Raw genomic sequence first — 26,764 nt, forward strand, 5'->3', positions numbered from 1 at the left:
TTTGCTAGCAACTAGGTTGCTACACCCTTTATTAAACTTCTGCGCGGTTACCGTGATCTTCTAACCATTGGCGACGGTCTGACGAACGTTTCTTCGCAAGTAGCATATCCATCATTTCCATGGTTTGCTCTTCTTCGTCTAAGGTTAATTGCACTAAACGACGCGTATTAGGATCCATGGTGGTTTCGCGTAATTGTAACGGGTTCATTTCACCTAAGCCTTTGAAACGCTGTACATTGACTTTACCGCGTTTTTTCTCAGCTTCAATGCGCGCTAAAATACCGTTCTTTTCGTCTTCATCAAGGGCGTAGTAAACCTCTTTACCAATGTCGATACGAAATAGCGGCGGCATAGCTACATACACATGGCCTTGTTTGATAAGCGATGGAAAGTGGCGAACAAACAGCGCACAAAGCAAGGTAGCAATGTGCAATCCATCCGAGTCAGCATCGGCCAAGATACATATTTTGTTATAACGCAGACCAGATAAATCACTTGAATCAGGGTCAATACCCAAAGCGACAGAAATATCATGCACCTCTTGCGATGCTAAAATCTGCCCAGATTCAACTTCCCAAGTATTTAAGATTTTACCGCGCAGCGGCATAATTGCTTGGAATTCACGGTCGCGCGCTTGTTTTGCTGAGCCACCCGCTGAGTCACCCTCTACTAAAAATAGTTCAGTACGGTCATTATCTTGGGCGCTACAGTCAGTTAATTTACCCGGTAATGCAGGGCCTGAGGTAACACGCTTGCGCACAACTTTTTTAGCGGCACGTAAGCGGCGCTGTGCATTTGAGATACATAACTCAGCTAATAATTCTGCCGTTTCTGTATGCTCGTTTAACCATAAACTAAATGAGTCTTTTACCACACCAGATACAAACGCAGCACATGAACGAGAAGACAGCTTTTCTTTTGTTTGGCCTGCAAATTGAGGGTCTTGCATTTTAACCGATAATACGTAGCTACAGCGCTCCCAAATATCATCTGGCGTTAGCTTTACACCACGCGGTAATAAGTTTCTGAATTCGCAGAATTCACGCATAGCTTCAAGCAAGCCTTGGCGTAAACCATTAACATGCGTACCGCCTTGTGCAGTAGGAATTAAGTTTACATAACTTTCAGCGATTGATTCACCGCCTTCAGGTAGCCATACAACAGCCCAGTCAGCGCCTTCTGTTGAACTTGAAAAGTCACCAATAAACGGCTCTTTTGGTAATACTTCAAAACCTTTAACTGCTTCAACTAGGTAATCTTTTAAACCTGTTTCGTAATACCATTCTTGGCTTTCTTTGGTTTGCTTGTTGGTAAACTTAATACGCAGGCCTGGGCACAATACTGCTTTGGCTTTTAATAAGTGATTAAGCTTAGTGATAGAAAAATTAGCTGAGTCAAAATAGCTCGCATCAGGCCAAAAACGCACGGTTGTACCTGTGTTACGCTTACCTACAGTGCCAATGACATTTAGGTCTTCAACCTTGTCGCCGTTTTCAAAGGCCATACGAAATTGCTGCGCATCACGGCGCACAGTGACTTCAACACGAGTCGATAGCGCATTTACAACCGAAATACCTACCCCGTGTAAACCACCGGAAAACTGATAGTTTTTATTAGAGAACTTACCACCGGCGTGCAGCTTGGTAAAAATAAGTTCCACACCTGGAATACCTTCCTCAGGGTGAATATCAATCGGCATACCACGGCCATCATCGATAACCTCAAGAGAGTTATCTTCATGAAGGATGACATCTATTTTAGTGGCATGGCCTGCCATTGCTTCATCGACACTGTTATCGATAACTTCTTGACCTAAATGATTAGGTCGAACCGTGTCGGTATACATACCTGGGCGGCGTTTTACGGGCTCTAATCCGTTTAAGACTTCAATTGCTTCGGCGTTATAATTTTGCTGACTCATAGTTTTTATATCTTTTATGCGCTTAGCTATGTTTTACGTGATTTTAAGAAAATCTACAATACTTGCAAAGGTTTGTTCGAAGCCGATAAAACTATGATCGCCTCCAAATTCAACGTGTTGCTTACACTGAGAATAATATTTAACCGCCTGCTGAAACGGCAGTACTTCATCGCCCGTTTGCTGTAGCAAATAAATCAATGAAGGGGTGTCTAATTGCGGCAAATATAAGCTGCGCAATGCATCCATGTGACGAGTACCAAGTTCATAGTGACTGTCTTGATACGGGTTATAGTTTTCCCCTAAATAGTTATCGAGTAACTCAAATGGGCGAACCGCAGGGTTAATAACCACTGCAGGGATCGAATAACGTTGCGACAAATAGGTCGCATAAAAACCGCCTAATGAACTACCTAGTAATACAGTATCATCATTTAGCAGTTGTTCTAATTGTAAAATTGCATGTAATGGCTCATGAGTTAATCGCGGCACCTGATAATCGACATCAAATTGCGCCATGTGCTCACCAAAACGAACTGCTTTGTAAGATTGCTCAGAGCTATTAAAGCCATGAATATAAATTACTCGTTTAGCCATACTACATCCGTGCTTAACAGTAAGTTTTGTTGCTCATCAATTATTAAGTCGATGATTCGAAATGCGGGGCCTAAATCCTCTTGCTGCCACGCCCTAGTGTGTTTGGTAAACTGTATTGAACTGGCCGGTGTCGCATACACACTAAGGTTACGGTAGGTTTGCGTGTACTCATGATGCACATGACCATGAAATACCCCCACACACTGCTCAGTATTAACACAGGTATTTAAAAACTGCGGGCCATTTTCTAGCATATGTTTATCTAAGTAGGCTTGAATAGGCAGCGGGTTATGATGACAAAACACCACGCTAGGTACCTGCCCTACTGCTTGGCTTAATTCATCTAAATGCGTATGTGTTACCCAGCCTGCTGGCGTCGGGCCTTTTGAGTTTGCCAACAGCAGCTGCCCACCTAAAAAGGTAATTCGTTTATTGTTTAATATTTGCGGGCTTGTAAGCTTTTTATATTCACCAAGTTCATCATGATTACCCGGCAACCAAAACACCGGACAACTCAGCGCTGAGTCTGCTATTAATTTAGCAAAAAGCTGGTAAGACTCCGTGCTGTGATCTTGTGTTAAATCACCACCAAATACCACACAATCCACATCGAGCTCAGCAATAGCCTGTAAACAGCGCCCAAAATACGCTGCCGTATTCACGTTAAAGTATTCACCCGTTGTGTCTTTTGATAAGTGGCAATCAGTGATATGGGCAACTTTCAGTGCTGTTTTATCAAAATGGTAGGCGTTACTAAACCAAGCCATTATTTACATCCCAATTTAAAACTGCTCGGCCGTTTTCAACACAAGCCACCAGCCAGTCATATAAAAAAGCGTTAAGCTGATATTTTTCATCTTTTTGATGCATATTCGGATTTGGGTAAGCATAGGAAGGCTTGATGCGCTGATGAAAATCATGATGCACAATTTCAGCGACTTTCGCATCATGATACATACGTACCGTTAAATACAAAGGCTTAACCGAAGGCAAATTACCGGCTTCTTGTTTGATAGAAATATCTGTGGTGTATTTTGCTGTATCGTCAACTTTAACCGCAAAAGTGCTGTGCCCTAATTGTACCTTTCGCTCCTGACCTATGCGGCGCTCATTGGGTAATAGCTTGAGCGCACGCACGTAATTATGCTCACACAAAGTTAAGTACTTAGGTAAGCTTTGAATATAACGCTGCTGGGCACTGACGTACGACAAAATAATCCCCTATGAGTTTTTCCAATCAGACAGTATACGTTGCTTATTCAGTGCTAACCACTGTAATGAGATAACTGTCGCTGCATTATCTATTTCACCCTGATCTAGGCGCAGCATAGCTTCATCGTATGACATTACATGGGTTTTGATATCTTCATCTTCATTATCAAGGCCAAAAATACCGCCTTGATACCCTGCTAAGTCAGTGCGCGCTAAATATAAATACAAACGCTCAGTGGTGCCGCCGGGGCTTGAAAGATACGACATCATAAATTCCAGCTCGTTCAGCTCAATACCGGCTTCTTCAAACGCTTCGCGCTTCGCTACATCTTCATAATCAGTACTGCCATCTGCCATGCCTGCAATACACTCAAGTAACCAAGGTGACTGCTTTGATGCGAGCGCGCCAATTCTGATTTGTTCGATTAACAAAACTTGGTCAGTCGCAGGGTCATAAGGAAGTACAGCAACAGCATGGCCACGCTCTAAAATTTCGCGTTTAACTTCTACTGATTTGCCACCTGCAAACAATGCATGATGAAAGCGATAAGTATTAATTTTAAAGAAACCATCATAAACACGCTCAATCGGCTTTAACTCTATGTCATCATGATTAAATTGTGAGATTGCTGATATTTTCATTCACTATTTCCTTTGCGTTTTAAGTAAATGTTACGGCCAATTATATTCTGTTACACTTGGACATGCAGATTTACGTAATTTTTTTTTGGTTATTCATTAAAAAAGAGTACCATGGTGATAGTACAAAATTGTCTAAGGACTGAACGAACAATGAAAAAAACACTACTCGCTGCGCTGATCGGTTTTTCAAGCGCACTGACTGCAACAGCTAGTTATGCTGAAGACTTACTACAAGTTTACGAGATTGCGACAGCAAACGATCCTACCGTACTTAAAGCAAAAGCCCAAGCAGATGCACAAGCCTATGAGAGCGATCGCGCGTTAAGTGCACTATTACCACAAATTGGTCTAAGTCTTGGTTACCAATCAACCAAATCAGATCTTTACGAGGGTAATGATGCTACGGGTTATACAGGATATGACTACGAGCCTGATGAATTTAGCCGTGGTATTAGCTTAAGCCAAACACTGTTTGATTTAGGTGCATGGAATTCACTAGGTATTGCTGACAAGCAAGCATTACAAGCAAACGCTCAGTATGATTTTGCACGCCAAGACTTAATCGTTCGTGTTGCTGAAGGTTACTTCAATGTACTAAGTGCAATCGATAACCTTGAGTTTGTTCAAGCAGAAAAACGTGCCATCGAGCGCCAATTACAACAAACTAAAGAGCGTTATGCAGTAGGTTTAACAGCTATCACTGACGTACACGAAGCGCAAGCTCAGTACGATAACTCTGTTGCACAAGAAATCGTTGCTAAGAACAGTGTTGAAACAGCTCGTGAGCAACTTCGCGAAATCACAGGTAAATACCACGCGAAATTAGACATGTTGAATACTGAAACGTTTTCAACAGTTGCACCTAAAAAGCAGTCAACTGACTACATTGAAATTGCAAAAGACCAAAACTTAAATCTGCAAGTGTCAAAAGTAACGGTTGATATTGCTAAAGATCAAATCGATTTAGCAAAAGCTGGTCACTATCCGAAGCTAACATTAAGCGCTTCATACGGAGACAGCCTAACTGATCTAAACAGCAACTCACACCAACCACGCGAAGATAGTACAAGTATTGGTGTTAACTTCAGCCTACCTATTTACTCAGGTGGTGCAACAACAGCAGCGACAGATCAAGCACGCGCTTTCTATGTTGCGGCAAGTGAAGATTTAGAAGCAAGCTTACGTGCAGTAACTCGCTCGGTTATCACATCGTACAACCAAGTAGTGTCTGACATTGCTACTTATAAAGCGCTACAACAAGCTGTTGTTTCTGCTGAAAGTGCGCTTAAAGCAACTGAAGCAGGCTTTGAAGTTGGTACACGTACTATCGTAGACGTACTGATCAGCACGCAAAACCTTTACAATGCAAAAAGTAATTTAGCAAACGTTCGTTACCGCTATGTTGTTTCAACACTTCGCTTGAAACAAGCTGCTGGTACACTAACTAGCGAAGACCTTGTTGCAATTAACCAAGGTTTAAAAGAAATCTAAGCATTTCTTCTATAAAGTCCTTATCGTAAAGCCAGCCTCGTGCTGGCTTTTTTGTATTTTTAAAGACATACAGTTAAACTAGCTTTTTTATTTTTAGAGATTTTTTTGTGGTTAGTTCATCTCCTTTTAAAGCGTCTTTTTTAGGCCCTCGTTACTGGTTAACTTGGATTGGCGTGTTCTTTTTATATCTTATCTCTTGGTTACCACATAAATTACAATTAGCGCTTGGAAAACTGCTTGGTCGTCTAGTACACCGTTTTATGAAACGTCGTCGCCATATTGCTGAGGTAAATATCCGTTTATGTTTTCCTGATATGCCAGAGCATGAACAACGCGAATTAGTTCGTAAGAATATGGAAAATACCGGTATTGCAATGATGGAAACCGGCATGGCTTGGTGGTGGCCCCAGTGGCGAATCAATAAAGTGTTTGGTTCTGTTAAAGGCCTAGAACACTTTGAAAAAGCTCAGCAATCAGGTAAAGGTGTGCTGTTACTTGTGCCACACTTTTTACACTTAGAAATGGCGAGCCGTATCATGGGTGTAAAACACCAAGGTATTGGCTTTTATCGACCGCATAACAACCCTTTAATGGAATATTTCACGACTAACGGTCGTCTTCGTTCTAACGAATACTTAATTGGCAAAAAGGATGTTAAAGGCTTACTGCAAGCGCTTAAAAATAAAAAGGTTTGCTACTACCTGCCAGATCAAGATTACGGCCGTAACCGCTGCGAATTTGCGCCATTTTATGCGGTAAAAGAAGCAGCAACAACAACGGGAACGCTGTTATTTTCAAGTAGCCGTAACTGCGAAACAGTGAGTTTAACAAGTCGTCGTGATGAAGAGGGTCGCTACCATCTAGAGGTATTACCTGCACTTGAAAACTTCCCAAGTGGCGATGACCTTGCAGACGTTACCCACGTAAATCAGCGTATGGAACAAGCTATCGATTTAGCGCCTGAGCAGTATATGTGGCTTCACCGTCGCTTTAAAACTCGCCCTGACAAGAATGCACCTTCTTATTACAAGTAGAGTGACATTTTACCGTTTGTATGGTTTTATAAAGCTAATCAACAACAAGAGTATTAGAAATGTGGTTTTGGGTTAAGCATTTATCATTAGCTGTTATTTTGATTGCTGCTGCTATTTACTTTTTATTTGGTAGTGGTCCAGTAATGGACATTAAAGATACCAAAAATGCTGCAGCGCAAGGCTTATCGCGCTTTTATGCGGCGCTACGTAACCAAGTAAATAACAAGAATAATGAGCGCGATAAATACGTTCTTAAATTACCTACGCCAGAAACCAGCTTAGATGTCGCACTTTTTGAACGCGAAAAAGTCGTAGAGCCTTCATCGCCTAACTGGACTGGTGATATTCAACCGCGCCGCTTTGAAAATGGTAACACCTTAAAAGATGTACTCTCTGACTATGCTCGTCACGAAGATATCGTACTGTACTGGTATTTAAGTAAAGACTATGTTGTAAAAGATCATTTTCGCGTTGATAGTAACTTTGTCTCAACCCTTTATCAGGTTGGCCGCGCCATCAACGATGATTTCGAAAATGAGGTTTACACCTATTTTTGCTTTAAGCAAAGAGCCGCGGTTATCACTGAGCTGCCCTCTGCTTATGTGCGCGAAAACTGCCGTCGCTTAAAAAGCTAAAACACCTGCTGCCACGCTTGACTTACTAAGTCGATGTGCTGAGTTAACTCAGCACGAGGCGCACAACGTCCCTGCTGATTCAAACTCATTACATGATAACGTGAACGATAGGCAATATACGCAGCCACTAATTCTTGCTGCATTTGCTCAGTAATACAGCCTAAACGTGCAGCATCAGCTAAAATACGCACATTGTCAGACCATGTCGTCAGCTCAGAGTGTTGCAAAGCATTATTTAGCACCAGATACTGAGTGATAAACTCGATATCTGTAATACCGCCCCTATCTTGCTTTAAATCAAACAGATCATCATTGCCTTTAGCAAGGTGAGCGCGCATTTTTTCGCGCATCTCAACAACATCGGTCTTTAGCTTCTCATTATCGCGGGCTTGGCACAAAACGTCTTTGCGGATTTGTGTAAAACGCTCTTTCAACGAATCTTGCCCATAAATCATGCGTGAACGAACCAAAGCTTGATGTTCCCAGGTCCATGCTTGAGTTTGCTGATAGTGATAGAAACTTTCTAAATTAATAGCGAGTAAGCCCGACGCCCCTTCAGGACGTAAGCGAGTATCAAGCTCATACAATATGCCTGACGCAGTTCGCGTGTTGAATAGATGCATTAAGCGCTGCGCAAGCTTTAAATAAAACTGACGCGAATCAATCGACTTATCACCATTGGTATAACTGCTGCCATCGTGGTTATGCACAAATACCAGATCTAAGTCTGAATCGTAGCCAACTTCAAAGCCGCCAGTTTTACCGTAAGCAATAACCGCAAAGCCCTTTTCTTGATCTGAGGTATTCGCAGGCCGACCAAAGCGCTCAACACATGCATGCCATGCAATATTGACCGCTTGCTCTACAATAGCCTCAGCAAGTGCAGTAAGGTGATCACTTACCTTCATCACACTCAGTACACCGGTTGCATCGGCTGCTGCAATGCGTAACTGATGCGTTTGTTTAAACTGACGAAGTGCTTCCATTTGCAGCTCTAAATCGCCATGCTCAATACGTAAGAAGTATTGTCTGATTTCATCTTTGTAAGCAGATAAAGGGGTTGGTTTATAGAGCACCTGCGGATCGATCAGCTCATCAAGTAAAATTGGATAACGAGAGATATGCTCGCCAATCCATTTACTATGGCAGCAAAGTGCTACCAGTTGATTTAACGCCCCTGGGTTTTCGTATAACAGCTCAAGGTAAGCAGTTCGTGAGATGATCTTATTCAGCACTTGGCAGATCATGGTAAAAGCATCGCTACTGGCTTTTGTAACTGTTAGCTGTTTAAGTAAAAGCGGCATTAATTTATCGAGGATATCACGACCTCGACTGCCAATTTTCGCCTTAGTTAAGCGCGCTTTAAAATCCTCAAGCGCCGCTTGCCAGTCAAGATTTGGCTCACACATAAGGCTTACATCAGTCATTTCCCAAGCGCTAATGTACTCACTTTCACACGGATCCGCCGTTTCACTTTCAAAGCCAATCACTTGTTCAAACTCACCATGGACTTGAGACATGGTCTGCTCAATGCTAGTTAAACACTGATTAAAGTCATCTTTGTTGAGCAAATAGCATAAACGTTGCTGGTTTAACTCGTCATCAGGTAGGGTTTGCGTTTGCTTATCATCGAAAATCTGTAGGTACTGCTCAATTTGACGTAAGTCTAAATAGTTTTGTGTTAATAGCTCAGCTTCTTTATTCGACATCACTTGGTTGTTAACCAGCTCTTTTAAAGCAACCAGCAATGACTGAGTTTGTAGGTTAGCTTCACGGCCGCCTCGAACCATTTGCAGTGCTTGCACTACAAACTCTACTTCTCGAATACCGCCGGCACCTAATTTAATATTGTTTGTAAGGCGCTTTCGGCGCACCTCTTGGGCAATCATTTGCTTCATCTTGCGCAGCGATTCAATCACCGAAAAATCTATATAGCGGCGGTATACAAACGGCCTTAGCAATTCATAAAACTCATCCCAATAACGGTTTTCAGTGCCAATTAATCGCCCTTTTAGCATGGCGTAGCGTTCCCACTCACGTCCTTGTTCTTGGTAATAATCTTCCATTGCATGAAAGCTCATCACCAAAGGTCCACTTTCACCAAATGGGCGCAGGCGCATATCAACCCGAAACACTTGGCCATTTACCGTGGTTTGGTTAAGTGCCATAATTAGCTTTTGCGCCACTTTGGTATAAAACACCTGGGCTTCAATGGAGCGGCGCCCCCCTTGCGTTGCAGCATCGCGAGGATAAGAAAAAATTAAATCTATGTCAGATGAGTAGTTAAGCTCTCCCCCACCAAGTTTGCCCATACCTAAAACTAACATTGGCATTGCATTACCGTCATCATCAAGCGGCATACCACTGACTTTTGCGACCTGCGCAAACGCCCACTGATTAGCACTATCGATAAGCTGGTTTGCAAGGGCCGAGATATAAGCGATGCTATCGGCAATTGGGTTTGCACAGCACAAATCAAGAAAAGCTACTTTCAACCAGTATTTTTCTCGATACAAACGCAGCTTTGCCATCGCAGCATTGTCGTCAAGTTCATTGATTTCAGTACTACTTAACGGGGCTTCAACTGCACGGTTAGCAAGCTCTTTGTCATCAAGTAACCAGTCTTTTAAATTTGGCTGAGATTGTAAGCAGTTCCACGCAAAGTCACTTAAAGACAGCAAGTTAATAATTTTTTGTTGTTCAGTTTGCCCCTCGTATAAGCTTGCGAAGCGGGTTTGGCCTAACTGATGAAGTGACTCGGGAAGCGCGTGTAAATTACTCATTAAATACTCTCTTTTAACTTGCCAATAACCGTACTAGAATGATTATCAAAGAATTATTTAGCAGGGACCTGCATGTCATATTTATCACTATCTAACACTAGTTTAGTCGCGATTGCTATTAGTTTCGCTGTAATTTGCGTCACTATAGTACTGCTACGTATTCTAACGCAAATCAAAGCAAAACAAGCGCTTAAAGAAGAGCTTGCGCAACATGATAACTTTGCCATGGGGATCAGCTTTGCCAGCGAAATTATGGTCGTTATAGCCACCATCGCTTATATATTTGATGAAATTAGCTTAAGTGCAGCCCAATCTAACCCGCTAAAAGTACTTTTACTCATTGTGCTGTTATTTGCCTTTATAAAAATAGGCCATTTAATTCATCGTAAATGGATTTTGCATCGCTTTAATGAAGAAGCAGCCATACTCAAACAAAATGTTTGCGCCGCCTTGGTCGATTCAGGCATGTTAATCGCAAACTGCATTATCGCTCTAGGCCTTTATAACTGGTGCCATACCCAAGGTTACAGCAGCTTATTGATCGCCACTGTGAGCTTTTTTGTGCTGCAAGGTATGTTTGCCCTTGATAGTAAAATTCGTGAATATCGCTTTGCAAAAGCCAACCAAGGTGCATCACTACAAAGTAACTTTAACCTTGAAAATACCTCTATTGGCATTCGCTACGCGGGTAAGTCTATCGGCCTAGCACTTGCGGGCTATGCTGGTCTTGCCAGTGCATCATTTATTAGTGGTAAGATGGTAGAAAATTTATTCACTCTAGTATCTCATTGCGGTGCAATGTGGGTATTGTTATATATTTTGAGCTACATTATTAAATATATCTCTCTACCTAATATCGACACATCGTTAGAAGTAGATCACCAAGATAACATTGGCATAGCCTGTATAGAGTTTGCCGTTTTCGGTGCAATAGGCTATTTACTAATAAGTATGTTTTCAATTTGATACGGAAGTATTTGAATCGTGAGGCATTATGCCCTTTAAAGTTAATAATTATTTATTAGTTGATATAGATGATGAGTTTAGCCGCGCATTTGCTCAGCACTACTTTGCAAATGCCGAAAATTCGACTCTAGTTGTGGCTGGCGCTAATAGCCGCCATATGGTTAAACTCATGTTTGATCAACTCGTTAAAGATTATTGCTACTGCGATTTTAGTAATGAAATTAGTGTCTCAGAACTCGCCAGCTATTTACATGAACACCACGATATTCAAGGTGTACTGATTAATCACACTGACTATCAACTGGCGAATGATGCCCAAAAGTTTATTTATAACTCACTGCACAAAATACGTTACTTAGTGCAACAAGATGGACATAGCTTTAGTTTTACACCTTGCCCGGATGCTGCTCACATTAACCACCTTTCTTGCCAATCTGAGATTGCCGAAACCACTGCAGATGTTTTAAGTGCCAAAGACGAATTTAAATAACAAATAAATAATTGCACCTAAGCCGCTGTATACTTACCATATTGCTAAATTTATTGATAAGTGACAGCCATGCGAGTTCCACATATTTACCAACCTTCAGCGATTTCTTTAAACACCCCAGTAGCACTTGATGATGATGCATCAGGTCATGTTGGCCGTGTATTGCGTATGCAAGTCGGTGATAAGGTTTCGATTTTTAATGGTGAAGGAGGTGAATACCTCAGTGAAATTATTGAAGTCAGCAAAAAAAATGTCGTCGTTGAGCCACTGGAATTTGTTGATCATGATGTTGAATCGCCTTTAAAAATTCACTTGGGCCAAGGCATTTCTCGTGGCGATAAAATGGATTTCACTATTCAAAAATCTGTTGAACTGGGTATCACAGAAATCACCCCAATTTTTAGCCAACGTTGTGGCGTAAAACTAAGTGGTGATCGCCTTGCTAAAAAACATCAGCAATGGCAAAAAATTGCAATTGCCGCCGCAGAACAATCAGGCCGTAATTTTGTGCCTGTTGTACACCCTCCTATCGATATAAAAGAGTGGCTAGAACAAGCAAGTGAGGCGATTAAACTTACTTTGCACCCGCGTGCTGAGCACAGTATTAAAACTATTCAAGTACCAAACGAAGGAGTGCGCTTTTTAGTCGGCCCAGAAGGTGGATTTACCGATGCTGAAATTGACATTGCTAAACAGCAAAACTTTGTTGATATTCGCTTAGGCCCACGTGTTCTGCGAACAGAAACAGCCGCTCTGACGGTATTGAGCGCATTACAATTACAGTTTGGCGATTTAGCGAATTGAAAACCGTAAAAATACCCATATATCAAAGTAACAAAACATAGTATGGCATACGATTCTAAGGCAAAAATATGGCAATTAAGCTAGGCATAATCTCTGATCCAATTAGTGGCTTTAATATTAAAAAAGACACTGGCTTTGCAATGATGATGGAAGCGCAACAGCGCGGTTACGAAGTTTACTACATGGAAATGGATGACCTTTCTCTACGTCAAGGTCAAGGCTTTGCAACAGCCGCCAAAGCCCGTGTGTTTGATGATGTAAATCACTGGTATGAATTAGAAGAAAAAGCCACCATTGCTTTAGCAGATTTAGACGTTATTTTAATGCGTAAAGATCCGCCTTTTGATACTGAGTACATCTACGCTACCTATATTTTAGAGCGTGCAGAGCAAGCTGGCACGCTTATAATCAATAAGCCGCAAAGCTTACGCGATGCTAACGAAAAGCTATTCACAGCTTGGTTTAGCGAACATACGCCAGATACTTTAGTAACACGTAGCCAAGCAGACATTCGTGCATTTTTAGCTGAGCATAAAGATATTATTTTAAAACCGCTAGATGGTATGGGTGGTGCATCTATCTTTAGAGTTAAAGAAGATGATGCCAATATTGGTGTGATCTGCGAAACGCTAACCGAACATGGTAGTCGTTTTGCAATGGCACAAAACTATATTCCTGAAATCAAGCAAGGCGATAAACGCGTACTTGTGGTTGATGGTGAAGTAATGCCGTATTGCCTAGCTCGTATCCCACAAAATGGCGAAACGCGCGGTAACTTGGCAGCAGGTGGTAGAGGTGAAGCACGCCCGATTAGCGATTCAGACCGTAAAATTGCAGAGGCTGTAGCACCTACGCTGAAAGAAAAAGGCCTTATTTTTGTTGGTCTAGATATCATTGGCGACCGTTTAACTGAAATCAATGTCACTGCACCAACATGTGTAAAAGAGATTGAAGCCGCTTATGACATTTCAATCACTGGTCACTTATTTGATGCCATTGAAAGAAAACTGAGCCATACTTAATTTAAACAACAAAAGGGGCGACCTATGCAGTCATTAGAGAATCATTTCTTAATCGCGATGCCGAGCATGCAAGACCCTTTTTTTAAGCGTGCTGTCACTTACATTTGTGAGCACAATCAAGATGGTGCGATGGGCTTGGTAATTAACCAGCCTATCAATATCACCGTGGGCGAGCTACTCGATAAAATCGAAATTGATAACGACAAAAGCAAGCAAGCTGCAGGTTTAGCTGTGTACGCAGGCGGACCTGTAAAAACCGATCGCGGATTTGTTTTGCACTCACCAAAACCAGGTTATGCAGCGAGTCAAAAACTTAGTAGTGATATTATGATCACCACTTCAAAAGATGTGTTAGCAAGCCTAACCACGAGTGAAGCACCTGAACAATTTATTATCACACTGGGTTATGCTGGTTGGGATCAAGGACAGTTAGAGCAAGAACTGCTAGAGAATTCATGGTTAATTATCAAAGCAGATCCTGAGATCATCTTTAACACCCCAGTTGAAAAACGCTGGGAAAAAGCCGTTTCTATGCTGGGTTTTGATATCGGGCAATTAAGCTCTGAAGCTGGCCACGCCTAACATTTATAAATTTTAAGACTATGACAAAACGAACTTTTAAGCCACTCGGTGAACGCACCGTAATGGGTTTTGACTTTGGCACCAAAAGTATTGGTATTGCCATTGGTCAAGAGCTCACAGGAACAGCATCAAGCTTACAAGCTGTAAAAGCGAAAGATGGGATCCCTGATTGGCAACTTATTAAAAAACAAGTGGATGAGTGGCAGCCTGATTTAATGGTGGTTGGTTTACCGCTTAATATGGATGGCACCAATCAAGAAGTTACCTTTAAAGCTAAGAAGTTCGCAAACCGCTTACATAACCACTTTGCTATACCGGTTGAAACGCAGGATGAACGACTAACAACGGCAGATGCCAAAGCGCGTTTGTTCGAACAAGGTGGCTACCGAAACCTTGGTAAAGGTAATGTTGATAATATGTCTGCGGTGATCATCTTAGAAAGCTTTTTTGAGCAGTTTTATGGCGACTAAGGCGCTTTATTAATCACCGTATAGTTGTTTAAATCTGGAATAAAGCCTGCCTCTCGGTAGGCTTTTTCAATTGCGCCTATTTTACGAAGCTGCGCAAGCCCTTTTTGAATTGCAACAAAGGCCGCTTTTCCATCGGGGTGACTCTTCGAAATAATAAAATGACGGCTATCATTGAGCTGGAGTACAAGGTTTGGCACAGCTACCAGTTCAATGTTTTCTAATGTATAGCGATTATTGAGGCTAGGCATTAAGGGCATCATCATAAAATCAACCCACTGCATCGATACAGTGCGGACTTGCCCAAGCCATTCATCTTCTCTGAGCAACTCTTTTAAGGGCAGAGCAGATAACGTTTGCCAATCGGTTTGCCAGCGTGGCGTAGACACTGCGGTTAATTGTTTAAAGTCAGCAAGCTGTTTTACTTGCTGCACTTTCTTATTGTTCGGTGAAGTAAATATGCCCGCGTAATACTCACCATTTCGAATCACAGGGTCAGAGATATATACCGACTCAACTAGCTGCTTTGCATCAACAGACCAAACACTATCGAAGCTTAATAGTAGCTGGCCATCTTCTAACAGCTTGGTATTGCGATAATTAACATTGCCTTTGTGATAACGAAATGGCTTGGTAAAACCGCCTAAACTCAATGCTTGTTGAGCTATGATCATATCGACCACATCACGGCGTATGTAAGCCCCACTGAAGTCTTTAACTTCAAGAGGTTTGCGACCATTCAAAAAGCGACTGTAATCGTCATAAACATCATCGCGAATAAAAATAACTACGCTTTTATTATCATTGCAATATACCTGAAAGGTACTCAGCAATAAAAATAACCAACCGATTAAATTTACTCGCAAACACATTTATTCGTCACTCTTTCCATCAAGACCATCGATAGTCACGCCTTGTAAGAAGCCCGCACCACTTTGTTCATTGTTTTGCAGCTTAATCATTAGGCGTAAGTCATTTGGCGAGTCAGCATGGTGTAGCGCATCAGCGTAGTTAATACGGCGCTGTTTATAAAGCTCAAATAAGGCTTGGTCAAAGGTCTGCATGCCCATTTCTTTCGATTTAGCCATGGTTTCTTTGATAGAGCCAATATCACCTTTTTTAATAAGTTCGGCGACCATAGGTGAATTAAGCAAAATTTCAATTGCAGCAACACGCCCTTCCCCATCGGAAGTTGGCACCAACTGCTGAGCAACAATTGCGCGAAGGTTAAGTGCTAAGTCGTACTTTAACTTATCGTGCTTTTCTTTTGGTACTAAGTGCATGATACGGTCAATGGCTTGGTTGGCATTATTCGCATGCAGTGTCGCCACACACAAGTGCCCCGTTTCGGCAAAGCTGAGTGCGTACTCCATGGTTTCTTGTGAACGGATCTCACCAATTAAGATGACATCGGGAGCTTGACGTAACGAACTTTTTAGCGCTGATTCAAAGCTTTCAGTATCCAAACCAACTTCACGTTGGGTAATGATGCTTTTACGATGTTCGTGAACAAATTCGATAGGATCTTCAATGGTAAGAATATGACCACGCTGATTGCGGTTACGATAACCTAACAGCGCAGCAAGCGAGGTTGATTTACCTGTGCCTGTACCACCTACAAACAGCACTAAACCACGTTTTGCCATAATCACGTCGGTTAATGTTGATGGCAGACCTAGTTCGTTGACATCTGGGATTTGCGTCACGATACGGCGAATAACCATACCCGCTCTATCACGCTGCCAAAAGGCAGAAACACGGAAACGGCCTTCATCAGTCGCAATTGCAAAGTTACATTCTTTACTGTCATGAAATTCTTTGCGCTGTTTGTCGTTCATTGCTGACTCGACCAAAGCGAGTGAATCCTCATCAGAGAGCTTCTCATCGCTTAAAGGTATTAATTCACCGTTTACTTTTGCACTGACAGGCAGCTGGCTCGAAACAAACAAGTCTGAGCCTTTCTTGTCGATCATAACTTGTAAAAAATGATTTAAAGGTAAAGACATTTTAAATAGCTCCGTTAACCACCAAATTGGGTTTTATCTTGCGCTTTAGCTCGCGCATCATTGGTTGTAATAATGCCGTAGTTAACTAAGTTTGCTAAACATTGATCCATGGTCTGCATACCATGCGATGCGCCGGTTTGAATTGATGAATACATTTGTGCAATTTTATCTTCACGGATTAGATTTCGAATTGCAGGAATACCTATCATGATCTCATGGGCAGCTACTCGGCCACCGCCCACTTTTTTAAGTAAAGTTTGCGAGATTACGGCACGTAATGATTCTGACAACATTGAACGTACCATGTCTTTTTCTTCACCTGGGAATACGTCAATGATACGGTCGATAGTTTTTGGTGCTGATGTGGTATGCAAGGTACCAAACACCAAGTGACCTGTTTCTGCCGCGGTCATCGCTAAGCGAATTGTTTCAAGGTCACGCAGCTCACCCACTAAGATTACATCCGGATCTTCACGTAGTGCACTTCTAAGCGCATTAGAGAAGCTATGCGTATCACGGTGTACTTCACGCTGGTTAATAAGGCTCAGCTTATTCTCGTGTACGAATTCGATTGGATCTTCGATAGTTAAAATATGGTGATGCTTATTTTGGTTAATATAATCAACCATCGCCGCTAATGTGGTTGATTTACCAGAACCCGTTGGCCCGGTGACTAGCACCAAACCACGTGGATTATCGGAAATGGTTTTAAAAATATCAGGCGCACCTAAATCATCCAGCGTTAAAACATCACTTGGGATAGTACGAAACACCGCTGCAGGGCCACGGTTTGAGTTAAATGCGTTAACACGAAAACGCGCAAGGTTTGGTACTTCAAAAGAAAAATCCACTTCGAGATTTTGTTCGTAGTCCTTACGCTGATTATCGTTCATAATATCGTATACCAGACTATTTACATCTTTTTGTTCTAATGCTGGAATATTAATACGACGCACGTCACCATCAACACGTATCATAGGTGATACGCCTGATGACAAGTGTAAATCCGAGGCTTTGTGTTGCACACTAAAGGCCAATAATTCGGTAATATCCATTTATGACTCCACAACCAACTGATAATTATATGGTTACAATAGCAGAACGACTTACATCCGCCTACGCAAGAATTGCTCAAGCTGCAAAAAATAATCACCGCGATGAGCAATCAATCAACCTATTGGCTGTTTCAAAAACAAAACCTGCCGACGATATTATTGCTGCCTATGAGCATGGTCAACGCCAGTTTGGCGAATCATACGTTCAAGAAGCGGTAACAAAAGTCACAGCATTGGCTAATTATAAAGACATTGTTTGGCACTTTATCGGCCCTATTCAATCAAATAAAAGTGCCCAAGTAGCCACGCATTTTGATTGGGTGCAAAGCGTTGACCGCACAAAAATTGCTAAACGTCTTAATGAGCAACGACCAGTTGATAAAGCGCCGCTCAATGTGTTAATTCAAGTCAATATTAGTTTAGAAGAGGCTAAGTCAGGCTGCCACCCAGACGAGCTAATGGCATTGGCCGAATTCGTCAATGAATGTCCTAATTTGTGCCTGCGCGGTGTGATGGCGATTCCTGCCAAAACCGATGATGCCCAGCTACAATTACAATATTTTGAGCAATTAAGCGCTTGCTTTGATAAACTAAAGGCCCAATATCCCCAAGTAGACACCTTGTCGATGGGTATGAGTAATGATGTTGAAGCGGCGATTGCAGCAGGTTCAACCATGGTACGCATTGGCACGGATATATTTGGCCAACGAAATTAAAAGGTGATAACAGACATATGTCAGACAAAAAAATCGCATTTATAGGCACGGGTAACATGAGCTACGCCATCATTGGCGGCATGGTAAAGAACGGTTTTGCAGCAAAAAACATCATTGCAACCAATCGCAACCAAGAAAAATTAGCTAAGGTTGCTGCTGATTTCGGGGTGCAAACTACCGCGGATAACAACGCGGCACTTCGCGATGCAGATGTGATTGTCTTATCTGTTAAACCACAAATGATGGGCGATCTTTGCCAATCATTCCAAGATTCAGGCGTTGATTTTAGCGACAAACTATTTATTTCAGTGGCCGCTGGCCTTACCGTTAGCCGTTTACGTGAAATGTTAGGTCAAGATGTGAAAATGGTGCGTTGTATGCCAAATACACCATCATTACTAGGCCGTGGTGTTTCTGGTCTATATGGCGCTGGCGAAACTGCTGAAGAGCACGAGTTTGTACAACAAGTTTTTGAGTGTACAGGCATTGTTGTTTGGGTTGAGCAAGAGTCACAAATCAACGACATCATTGCTGTTACAGGCTCATCACCTGCTTACTTCTTCTTATTTATGGAAGCTATTGAAGAAAAAGCTAAAGCACTTGGCTTTAGTGATGAAGATGCGCGCCGTTTAGTACAACAAACAGCACTGGGTACCGCCGAAATGGCACTGTCGCAACCAGACATCAGTATTTCTCAGCTACGTGCAAACGTAACCTCTAAAGGGGGTACGACTCACGAAGCTGTTGAGCATCTTAAATCACAAGGTTTAGTTGGCACTGTTGCAGATGCAATGGATGCCTGTATTGCTCGCGCTGAAGCGATGGAAAAAGAACTTTAAGCTTACTTTTTGAAGGTAAAACTATGCAAGCCATGCACTTTTTAGTTGGGATTATTTTTGATCTCTTTTTAATGGTGGTCCTTTTACGCTTTTGGTTACAAGCGGCAAAAGCTGACTTTTACAACCCTATGAGCCAGTTTGTGGTGAAAGCCACTTCGTTCGCAGTGAACCCACTTCGTAAAATCATCCCTGGAGTGGGTGGCTTTGATATTGCTTCGTTAGTGCTTGCTTATTTAGTTGCTGTAGCAAAACTCAGTGTTATTTTTCTGATGTTTTATAACGCTTGGGCGCCAGGTCCGGTATTTATTCAAGCGTTAATTACGGTAGTTAAAGAAGGCCTAAACTTACTATTTTGGGTATTAATTATTCGTGCTTTACTAAGTTGGGTAAGCCAAGGCTACAACCCAATTGAGGCTGTATTCCACCAGCTAACTGAGCCGATGTTGCGTCCTATTCGTAAGATAATCCCACCACTAGGTGGTCTAGACCTATCAATCTTAGTGTTGATTATTGGTCTACAGTTTTTACAGTTTTTAGTAATGGATTTAATTGGCTAAGCGTTTAACGTGAAGCAGTAAGGGGCCGAAAGGCCTCTTTTGTTAAGTGAGATATACCATGAAGCAATTTATTTATTTTTCTTTGATTGTATTGAGTTTATTTACAACCTTTGCCAAAGCTGATGAACAAGCAGGCGCCCAGTACAAGGTTCTTGGCCCTTGGGAAGTTCATTACATTGCATTTCCATCGACTTTTATTCAGCCAAACATTGCTAAAAACTATGATTTAGAGCGTAGCCCTAGCAAAGGGGTTATTAATATTTCGGTATTAAAAAACAGCGATAAAACAGCGCAGACTGCAACTTTAACTGGCACTGCACGTAACCTACTTGGTAATAAAAAACAGCTTACATTTAAAGAAGTTGTTGAAGGCGATGCGATTTATTACCTCGCGCAAATCGATTACAGCAACGAAGAAATTTACCGTTTTGATATCGAAATTAATCAAAATGGCAAAGTACAAACGCTGAAGTTTCAGCAAAAATTTTACGTAGATTAATAGACCTATGAACAACACCTTGGTTTTAGCCACGGGTAACCCTGGCAAAGTAAAAGAGCTGGCAAGTATGCTCAGCCCACTTAATATTAACGTGGTTCCACAAAGCGATTTTCAAGTGCCAGACGTGCCAGAAACAGGCACCACATTTGTTGAAAACGCCATTATTAAAGCGCGCCATGCAGCAAAGATCACAGGCATGCCTGCGATTGCTGATGACTCAGGTCTTGAAGTAGACGGCCTAAATGGAGCACCTGGTGTGTACTCTGCACGCTTTGCCGGTGCGGGTGCCAGCGATCAAGATAATATCGACAAGCTACTAAAAGAACTAGCTGATAACCCAGTTCGCAGTGCACGTTTTTGGTGTGTGTTAGTATTAATGCGCCACGCCGACGACCCTACACCACTTATTTGTAGTGCTAGCTGGGAAGGCGAAATCACTCATAGCCAAGATGGTCAAGGTGGTTTTGGTTATGATCCTGTTTTTTACGTACCATCTGAGCAATGCACTAGCGCTCAGTTAACTAAAGAGCAGAAAAATGCCCTTAGCCATCGCGGCCAAGCTTTAAAACAACTACTTGCGCAATTGCAGCAAAAAGGCGGCCTGTGAGTTTACCGCCTTTAAGTTTATATGTGCACGTGCCTTGGTGCGTGCAAAAGTGCCCATACTGTGACTTTAATAGCCATGGCCAAAAAGGCACAATCCCCGAAAAAGAATACGTTCAACATCTTATTGATGATCTCAAGGCTGATTTGCATTTAGTGCAAGGACGTAAAATCCACAGCATCTTTATTGGCGGCGGCACCCCAAGCTTATTAACCGGTGACGCTTATACTCGCCTACTTGGTGAAGTCGACAGATTAATTGGCCTAACTGATGACTGTGAAATTACCCTAGAGGCAAACCCTGGTACTGTCGAAACAGGTCGCTTTAAAGAATATGTTGCCGCTGGCATCAATCGTATTTCGATTGGCGTGCAAAGCATGCAAAATGACAAGCTAAAAGCCCTTGGCCGTATTCATGGTGCTGATGAAGCTAGTTATGCGGCTAAACAGGCGCATCAAGCGGGGCTAAACAGCTTTAACCTTGATTTAATGCATGGCTTACCTGGGCAATCTGTTGCAGACGCCTTGGGTGACCTTGAAAAAATTATCGCCCTTAATCCACCTCATATCTCGTGGTATCAGCTAACAATTGAGCCAAACACTCAGTTTGCTTCTAAGCCACCGACCTTACCTCATGACGACACCCTTTGGGATATTCAAGAACAAGGTCAAGCGTTACTCGCAGCAGCAGGTTATGAGCAATACGAGATCTCAGGCTACGCGAAACCCGGTTACCAATGCCGTCATAACTTGAATTATTGGCGATTTGGCGATTATCTCGGTATCGGCTGCGGTGCCCATGGTAAAATTACTGATGAAAATAAAATCATCACCCGTACCGTGAAAGTAAAACACCCACGAGGTTATATGGATCTTGCCAAACCGTATTTATACGAACAATGGCAAGTAGCAGAAGACGACTTAGCTTTTGAATTCTTTATGAATCGTTTTCGTTTAGTTGAACCCTGCCCCAAAGCTGATTTACCTTTGCTTACAAGTTTGTCACTGCAAAGTCAGGAACAAGCCTTGACTGATGCAATTGCAAAAGGCTTACTAATTGATGATAAAGATAACTGGCAGGTAAGCCAAAAAGGCCATCGCTTTTTAAATGACCTGCTAGAATTATTCGTTTAAGAATTATAATTAAATTTCTAACAACTACAAAGGAACGATAATGCGTAAACTGACCTTCATCGCTGCGGCGGTAAGTGTTGCATTACTTGGCGGCTGCCAACAAATGCAAGAGCAACCGAAGCCTGCACCAAGTGTACAAAGCCAACCTGTACAAAGTGAAATCGATAAAGCAAATGCCTTCTTCGAAGATACTTTTAACCGTGATGTAATGAAAAGCCCGATCTATCAAACATACATGGGCATCAAAAAAGATTACGACAAATGGGACGATGGCAGCGAAGAGCGCGTTTTAGAAGACTTTGAACAAACTAAAGCTGACCTAGTTGCGCTTAACGCAATTAACCGTGACCTATTAGATGACGCAACAAAAGTAAGCTACGACCTTAAAAAGCAAGATTTAGAAAACGAAATTGCTGATTTCAAATGGCGTCATTACAACTACCCTGTGAATCAAATGTTTGGTGTTCACTCGATGATCCCTGCGTTTTTAATCAACCAACATCAAATTGCCGATGTATCTGATGCTAAAGCCTATATCTCACGTTTAAATGGTGTTACAACGGTTATTGATCAACTAATCAAAGACCTTGAAGTACGTGCAGATAAAGGCATTATCGCGCCTAAGTTTGTTTTCCCACACGTGATTGATTCAAGCAAAAATATCTTACGCGGCGCCCCATTCCATGACGGTGAAGACTCAACGTTACTAGCTGACTTTAAACGTAAAGTTAATGCGTTAGAGATTGCCGATAGCGAAAAATCAGCACTTATCAGCGATGCTGAAAAAGCCCTAAAAGCAGCAGTAAAGCCTTCTTACACTAAGCTAATTAACTTCTTAGCTCAGTTAGAAAAACGCGCTGATGACCGTGATGGTGCTTGGAAATTCCCTGACGGTGAAGCGTTCTACAATAATGCTTTAGCACGTACCACAACAACTGATTTAACAGCGAAAGAAATCCACACAATCGGTTTAGCTGAAGTCGCGCGTATTCACGACGAAATGCGTGAGATTAAGGACAAAGTAGGCTTTAAAGGTGACCTTAAAGCATTCATGCAATTCATGAAAACTGATAAGCAGTTCTACTACCCTAACACCGCTGAAGGTAAACAACGTTATCTTGATGAGGCAACAGCGCTTATCGATAACATGAAATCTCGTCTAGACGAGCTATTCATTGTTAAGCCAAAAGCTGACCTTAAAGTGAAAGCTGTTGAAGCATTCCGTGAAAAAGCAGCAGGTAAAGCGTTCTACCAACAACCTGCGCCAGATGGTTCACGCCCAGGCATTTATTACGCAAACCTTTACGACATGGAAGCAATGCCAACATACCAAATGGAAGCACTTGCATACCACGAAGGTATTCCGGGTCACCACATGCAAATTGCTATCGCGCAAGAGCTTGAAGGCGTACCTAAGTTCCGTAAGTTTGGCGGCTACACAGCGTATGTTGAAGGTTGGGGTTTATACTCTGAGCTAGTACCAAAAGAAATGGGTTTATACGAAGACCCATATTCAGATTTTGGCCGTCTTGCGATGGAATTATGGCGTGCATGTCGCCTAGTAGTAGATACAGGTATCCACGCAATGAAGTGGACACGTCAAGAAGGTATCGACTACTACGTAAATAACACACCAAATGCGACGTCTGATGGCGTTAAAATGGTTGAGCGTCACATTGTAATGCCTTCACAAGCAACGGCATACAAAGTGGGCATGCTGAAAATTTTAGAGCTTCGTGAAGCGGCTAAAGAAAAACTAGGCGATAAATTCGATATTCGTGAATTCCACGATGTAGTACTTAAAAATGGTGCAGTACCATTAAATGTACTAGAGAAGTTTGTTGACCAATGGGTTGCTAAAAAACAAGCTGCTTAAGCAATAAAGACTTAAAAAAGGCCGCTCAGCGGCCTTTTTTATTTATTTAAACAACTAGTTGAGCTATAAATGTATAAATAATAAAAAACGAGTATCTCCATGCAAAGCGCGATTGAGCAATTGAACAGCCGGCTTCAACATCATCAGTTAAAAGAACTCATTGCCGATTACCAAAGTTTATCGGGAGTTTTGCAAGCGGCACAATTACAACATATCTATCAATTAGCTTGCAGTAGTGAAGTTAAATACTTGTTTTTACAAAATGTGGCAGCGCATTTACTCGAAGCAAGCCCGCTACCAAATGAAGCTGTAGCCTTAATTGATGATATCGATAAACTGAGCTTTTTCACGCCTGGTCTTAAATTTCAAAATGCTTTTTGTGTAACAGACAATCAGGGCAATACCCTACTACATCATTTATTTACACAGTGTCAGGCTGATAACCTACCCTTTAATTACTTGCGTTCGTTAATGTTATTTGAAAGCAACGAAAGCTTAGGCAAAGCGCTAAAAACATTAAATAAACAGCAGCTCACTCCTATAGGTTGCTTTATAGCGCAAAATAGCATGAGCCAAATGCTAGCCAAACATGAGTTCTCCGCATTATTAGCCATGATGGAAGTCGACCAAAGCCACAGCCCTAGCGCAGTCAGCGCCTTAATAAATACCCTTAAGCAATTTTATGGTGCCAATCAACCAACGAATAGCGACAGCAAAGTTCTACTGTGCGCGGCCTATTTGCAAGTGCCAACAGCGCAGTTATTAAACGCGCTCAATCAATAACTCCATGAATAAGGATGTTGTTAAAGCGTTTTTATCGCTCAGTAGTTTTACCGCCCTTAACCATGGTAGCCGTATTGTGCTTACCTTGTGCCTTGCAAGGTTATTAAGTACTGATGAGTTTGGTACTTTCGCCGCGTTACTCGCACTGTGTGAAATTCTGTTATTACCCGCGAGTATGGGTTTTGCATCATCTTTAATGCGTATTAGCTACCCGCTCTACAAAGCTCAGCAACATGACTTACTACGCGGCTTAAAACATGTTTATTTAGCTGCATCGTGTTTATTCGGGGTGATTTTTGTCGCTGCTGTGGTGATTAGCTTTCAAGCTATTTCACCGCACCAAAGCGCTCAAGAGCATGTGGTCTATTTACTATTACTAGTGCCGATTGGCGCCATTATGCAAAGCCAATCGGCCTTTTTAGTGGCTTTGAATAAACCCAAAATTGGCCTAGTAACACAGCAGTGTATTTTTGAATTGCTAACCGCGGGGTTTTGTTTTTTCGTGTACTTGATACGTGGCGACTTATCTTTAGTCGAGATTTGTATCTTGTTGTTTTGTAGCATCTTGTGCGTAGTCATTTATCAATATTGGTTAATCAAAAAAATGATCGTCGCAAGCACTGCCCGCTACCAAACCAAGCAATGGTGTAAAGACTCCTTGATCATGCTCGCCAGTGGCGCAGGCACCGTGTTGGTAGCAAAACTCGATGTATTACTGGTGCATCACTGGTTTGGTGCACAAGGCGTGAGTATCTTCTTTCCTGCGGTAGTGATTGCTGGCTTACTGAGTATTTTAGGCAATGCCGCCAACCAATATTTAAAACCCATTTTAATGGCCGATGAGACGACCGAGCAGCAACTTAGCGAATTAATGAAAGTGGTATGGCGTTTTAACTTTGCCGCTATTTTGCTACTTGCCCTGCTCGCAAAGCCACTACTCACTCTCTATGGCGAAAGCCAATTGCAGGAAGGGTTTTGGATTTTAATGCTGCTGTTACTCGGGCAGCTGTTATTACCAGCAAGAATTTTAGCCAGTAGCATGATCAAGTTAAAAGGGAACCCGCTTATTAACTTGTACGTATTACTTGGCGCAACCAGTGTGACGGTTTTAATGGCAGTACTGTTAAAAGATCAGTTTGGCTTATTGGGGGTGGCTGTGGCATTTAGTGGTGGCTTTATGCTTGGTGCGCTTTGCCGCATGGTGATTGTATGTACACGCATGCGGCTGCCTTTATCTGTGGTATTGGGTTTAGTCAGATAGATAATATTCAACACTGGTAACAACACGCACTTTTTTCAGCTGAGGTGTGTTTGAATCTCTATCAGAAATTGAAAACTGCCCCTGACGCGCTGTTTTAATTTTACCTAATTTAGATTGTGAATCTTTGGCAAATTTCATTGCCACCTCACGGGCTTTTTCGGTTGCTTCTTGAATCATATTTGGCTTAATTTCATTTAAGCCATTAAATAAATATTGAATACGCGTTTCGTAATTGTCTTGTACTATCGCAATGCCTTGCTTGGCTAATTGACTTACTGCGCCTAAGGCATTTTGCACTTTTTCGATGTCATTTGAATAAACAATGACATTATTACGGGCAATATAACGAAACTGCTGATTCTCGCCGCCATACTCACGGGCTTGTTTATCAATAATTGACTGACTACCAAGACTGATTTCTTCATCACTAAAGCCATGTAGCTTTAAAAAGGCGACGACTGCATCGCTTTTCTCTTCAACCCGACCCACTAATTTTTCAAGGTTGTTATCGGCATCAGAAAACTGCAATGGCCATATAACAGTGTCTGCTGGCACTTCCATTTCAGCTAAACCTTTAACGTGAACAGTGCGCTCCATGCCTTTCACATCAAGGGCTGCACTTTTCAAAATAAAACCTAACCCGAGCAAACCAACCGCCAATGCACAGGCTGCAATAACGATATTAAATGGTTGCGCTTTATTCATGCTTTTCTCCTTGATGTAGGTCACTGTTTTTGACTCGAAAAGTAGTTATAAACAGGTTATCTTATGAGTATAACTTTTAATACTTTA

At 42.0% G+C, this 26,764-nt stretch carries 28 protein-coding genes; 18 read left to right on the forward strand and 10 right to left on the reverse strand.

The genetic code is table 11. The annotated features are described in order from the left end of the window. Window positions 1–31 precede the first annotated feature (31 nt). The 5 genes from parE to AUR67_RS20175 are packed head-to-tail and all read right to left on the reverse strand — an operon-like array spanning window position 32 to window position 4,369. Window positions 32–1,921: a DNA topoisomerase IV subunit B gene (gene parE, locus AUR67_RS20155; protein WP_054552648.1), complete on the reverse strand. Its 1,890-nt coding sequence runs from the start codon at window positions 1,919–1,921 to the stop codon at window positions 32–34. A 33-nt stretch (window positions 1,922–1,954) separates the two neighbouring features. Further along, a complete protein-coding gene (locus tag AUR67_RS20160) occupies window positions 1,955–2,515 on the reverse strand; it encodes a YqiA/YcfP family alpha/beta fold hydrolase (protein WP_055021196.1) in 561 nt (186 codons plus the stop codon). Further along, window positions 2,500–3,282: a metallophosphoesterase gene (locus tag AUR67_RS20165; RefSeq protein WP_058586581.1), complete on the reverse strand. Its 783-nt coding sequence runs from the start codon at window positions 3,280–3,282 to the stop codon at window positions 2,500–2,502. Before AUR67_RS20165 ends, AUR67_RS20160 begins: the two co-directional genes overlap by 16 nt. Further along, window positions 3,269–3,727, reverse strand: a complete 459-nt coding sequence (locus tag AUR67_RS20170) for a DUF1249 domain-containing protein (protein ID WP_055021209.1) — start codon at window positions 3,725–3,727, stop codon at window positions 3,269–3,271. Before AUR67_RS20170 ends, AUR67_RS20165 begins: the two co-directional genes overlap by 14 nt. A 9-nt stretch (window positions 3,728–3,736) precedes the next feature. Next, window positions 3,737–4,369, reverse strand: a complete 633-nt coding sequence (locus tag AUR67_RS20175; RefSeq protein WP_058586582.1) for an NUDIX domain-containing protein — start codon at window positions 4,367–4,369, stop codon at window positions 3,737–3,739. Window positions 4,370–4,519: 150 nt separating this feature from the next. Here AUR67_RS20175 and tolC point away from each other — a divergent pair, with 150 nt between their 5' ends. The 3 genes from tolC (at window position 4,520) to AUR67_RS20190 (ending at window position 7,529) form a co-directional block, all read left to right on the forward strand. Next, on the forward strand, window positions 4,520–5,860 hold the full coding sequence (tolC, locus tag AUR67_RS20180) for an outer membrane channel protein TolC (protein WP_058586583.1): 1,341 nt from the start codon (window positions 4,520–4,522) through the stop codon (window positions 5,858–5,860). A 107-nt stretch (window positions 5,861–5,967) separates the two neighbouring features. Then, complete coding sequence (gene lpxL, locus AUR67_RS20185) at window positions 5,968–6,894, forward strand: LpxL/LpxP family Kdo(2)-lipid IV(A) lauroyl/palmitoleoyl acyltransferase (RefSeq protein WP_054562730.1); 927 nt, start codon at window positions 5,968–5,970, stop codon at window positions 6,892–6,894. A gap of 59 nt (window positions 6,895–6,953) precedes the next feature. Beyond that, window positions 6,954–7,529 carry a TcpQ domain-containing protein gene (locus tag AUR67_RS20190; RefSeq protein WP_054562731.1) on the forward strand — a complete coding sequence of 192 codons (576 nt, stop codon included), beginning with the start codon at window positions 6,954–6,956 and terminating at the stop codon, window positions 7,527–7,529. On the opposite strand, the gene glnE is transcribed toward AUR67_RS20190, so the two are convergent. Next, window positions 7,526–10,312, reverse strand: a complete 2,787-nt coding sequence (glnE, locus tag AUR67_RS20195; RefSeq protein WP_058586584.1) for a bifunctional [glutamate--ammonia ligase]-adenylyl-L-tyrosine phosphorylase/[glutamate--ammonia-ligase] adenylyltransferase — start codon at window positions 10,310–10,312, stop codon at window positions 7,526–7,528. The genes AUR67_RS20190 and glnE overlap by 4 nt on opposite strands. 72 nt (window positions 10,313–10,384) lie before the next feature. On the opposite strand from glnE, the gene AUR67_RS20200 reads away from it, so the two are divergent. From AUR67_RS20200 to ruvX, 6 genes are all read left to right on the forward strand, one after another. Continuing rightward, window positions 10,385–11,278 carry a hypothetical protein gene (locus AUR67_RS20200; protein WP_054562733.1) on the forward strand — a complete coding sequence of 298 codons (894 nt, stop codon included), beginning with the start codon at window positions 10,385–10,387 and terminating at the stop codon, window positions 11,276–11,278. 28 nt (window positions 11,279–11,306) lie between these two features. Next, a complete protein-coding gene (locus AUR67_RS20205) occupies window positions 11,307–11,768 on the forward strand; it encodes a hypothetical protein (protein ID WP_058586585.1) in 462 nt (153 codons plus the stop codon). A 69-nt stretch (window positions 11,769–11,837) separates the two neighbouring features. After that, complete coding sequence (gene rsmE, locus AUR67_RS20210; protein ID WP_058586586.1) at window positions 11,838–12,572, forward strand: 16S rRNA (uracil(1498)-N(3))-methyltransferase; 735 nt, start codon at window positions 11,838–11,840, stop codon at window positions 12,570–12,572. Between the two features lie 68 nt (window positions 12,573–12,640). Beyond that, on the forward strand, window positions 12,641–13,594 hold the full coding sequence (gene gshB, locus AUR67_RS20215; RefSeq protein WP_058586587.1) for a glutathione synthase: 954 nt from the start codon (window positions 12,641–12,643) through the stop codon (window positions 13,592–13,594). Window positions 13,595–13,618: 24 nt separating this feature from the next. Further along, window positions 13,619–14,176 carry a YqgE/AlgH family protein gene (locus AUR67_RS20220; RefSeq protein WP_054562737.1) on the forward strand — a complete coding sequence of 186 codons (558 nt, stop codon included), beginning with the start codon at window positions 13,619–13,621 and terminating at the stop codon, window positions 14,174–14,176. A gap of 20 nt (window positions 14,177–14,196) precedes the next feature. Then, the gene (gene ruvX / locus AUR67_RS20225; protein WP_058586588.1) at window positions 14,197–14,646 is read left to right on the forward strand and encodes a Holliday junction resolvase RuvX; all 450 of its coding nucleotides are present in this window, start codon (window positions 14,197–14,199) and stop codon (window positions 14,644–14,646) included. Here the strand turns inward: ruvX and AUR67_RS20230 are convergent. The 3 genes from AUR67_RS20230 to AUR67_RS20240 are packed head-to-tail and all read right to left on the reverse strand — an operon-like array spanning window position 14,643 to window position 17,704. Next, window positions 14,643–15,515 (reverse strand): hypothetical protein, encoded by an 873-nt coding sequence (locus tag AUR67_RS20230; RefSeq protein WP_235591862.1) that lies wholly within the window; start codon window positions 15,513–15,515, stop codon window positions 14,643–14,645. The two genes, ruvX and AUR67_RS20230, sit on opposite strands and share 4 nt — an antisense overlap. Continuing rightward, on the reverse strand, window positions 15,516–16,649 hold the full coding sequence (locus AUR67_RS20235; protein ID WP_058586589.1) for a PilT/PilU family type 4a pilus ATPase: 1,134 nt from the start codon (window positions 16,647–16,649) through the stop codon (window positions 15,516–15,518). It abuts the gene before it with no gap. 14 nt (window positions 16,650–16,663) lie between these two features. Next, a complete protein-coding gene (locus tag AUR67_RS20240) occupies window positions 16,664–17,704 on the reverse strand; it encodes a type IV pilus twitching motility protein PilT (RefSeq protein WP_054562740.1) in 1,041 nt (346 codons plus the stop codon). Window positions 17,705–17,706: 2 nt separating this feature from the next. Between AUR67_RS20240 and AUR67_RS20245 the strand changes: the two genes are divergently transcribed. The 9 genes from AUR67_RS20245 (at window position 17,707) to AUR67_RS20285 (ending at window position 25,972) form a co-directional block, all read left to right on the forward strand. Next, complete coding sequence (locus tag AUR67_RS20245) at window positions 17,707–18,420, forward strand: YggS family pyridoxal phosphate-dependent enzyme (protein ID WP_058586590.1); 714 nt, start codon at window positions 17,707–17,709, stop codon at window positions 18,418–18,420. Window positions 18,421–18,437: 17 nt separating this feature from the next. After that, the gene (gene proC, locus AUR67_RS20250) at window positions 18,438–19,259 is read left to right on the forward strand and encodes a pyrroline-5-carboxylate reductase (protein ID WP_058586591.1); all 822 of its coding nucleotides are present in this window, start codon (window positions 18,438–18,440) and stop codon (window positions 19,257–19,259) included. 23 nt (window positions 19,260–19,282) lie between these two features. Next, the gene (locus AUR67_RS20255; protein ID WP_058586592.1) at window positions 19,283–19,816 is read left to right on the forward strand and encodes a YggT family protein; all 534 of its coding nucleotides are present in this window, start codon (window positions 19,283–19,285) and stop codon (window positions 19,814–19,816) included. A 58-nt stretch (window positions 19,817–19,874) separates the two neighbouring features. Continuing rightward, on the forward strand, window positions 19,875–20,315 hold the full coding sequence (locus AUR67_RS20260; RefSeq protein ID WP_058586593.1) for a DUF4426 domain-containing protein: 441 nt from the start codon (window positions 19,875–19,877) through the stop codon (window positions 20,313–20,315). Window positions 20,316–20,322: 7 nt separating this feature from the next. Continuing rightward, on the forward strand, window positions 20,323–20,922 hold the full coding sequence (locus AUR67_RS20265; protein WP_058586594.1) for an XTP/dITP diphosphatase: 600 nt from the start codon (window positions 20,323–20,325) through the stop codon (window positions 20,920–20,922). Then, window positions 20,919–22,052, forward strand: a complete 1,134-nt coding sequence (gene hemW / locus AUR67_RS20270) for a radical SAM family heme chaperone HemW (RefSeq protein ID WP_058586595.1) — start codon at window positions 20,919–20,921, stop codon at window positions 22,050–22,052. Before AUR67_RS20265 ends, hemW begins: the two co-directional genes overlap by 4 nt. A 40-nt stretch (window positions 22,053–22,092) precedes the next feature. Then, complete coding sequence (locus tag AUR67_RS20275; protein WP_058586596.1) at window positions 22,093–23,928, forward strand: DUF885 domain-containing protein; 1,836 nt, start codon at window positions 22,093–22,095, stop codon at window positions 23,926–23,928. A 99-nt stretch (window positions 23,929–24,027) separates the two neighbouring features. Beyond that, window positions 24,028–24,711 carry a hypothetical protein gene (locus AUR67_RS20280; RefSeq protein WP_058586597.1) on the forward strand — a complete coding sequence of 228 codons (684 nt, stop codon included), beginning with the start codon at window positions 24,028–24,030 and terminating at the stop codon, window positions 24,709–24,711. 4 nt (window positions 24,712–24,715) lie between these two features. Beyond that, window positions 24,716–25,972 carry a lipopolysaccharide biosynthesis protein gene (locus tag AUR67_RS20285; protein ID WP_058586598.1) on the forward strand — a complete coding sequence of 419 codons (1,257 nt, stop codon included), beginning with the start codon at window positions 24,716–24,718 and terminating at the stop codon, window positions 25,970–25,972. Here the strand turns inward: AUR67_RS20285 and AUR67_RS20290 are convergent. Beyond that, window positions 25,961–26,677 (reverse strand): SIMPL domain-containing protein, encoded by a 717-nt coding sequence (locus AUR67_RS20290; RefSeq protein WP_054552674.1) that lies wholly within the window; start codon window positions 26,675–26,677, stop codon window positions 25,961–25,963. The genes AUR67_RS20285 and AUR67_RS20290 overlap by 12 nt on opposite strands. Window positions 26,678–26,764 lie beyond the last annotated feature (87 nt).

The organism is Pseudoalteromonas sp. XI10, from assembly GCF_001469895.1.
In the GTDB taxonomy this organism is placed as follows: Bacteria; Pseudomonadota; Gammaproteobacteria; order Enterobacterales; family Alteromonadaceae; genus Pseudoalteromonas.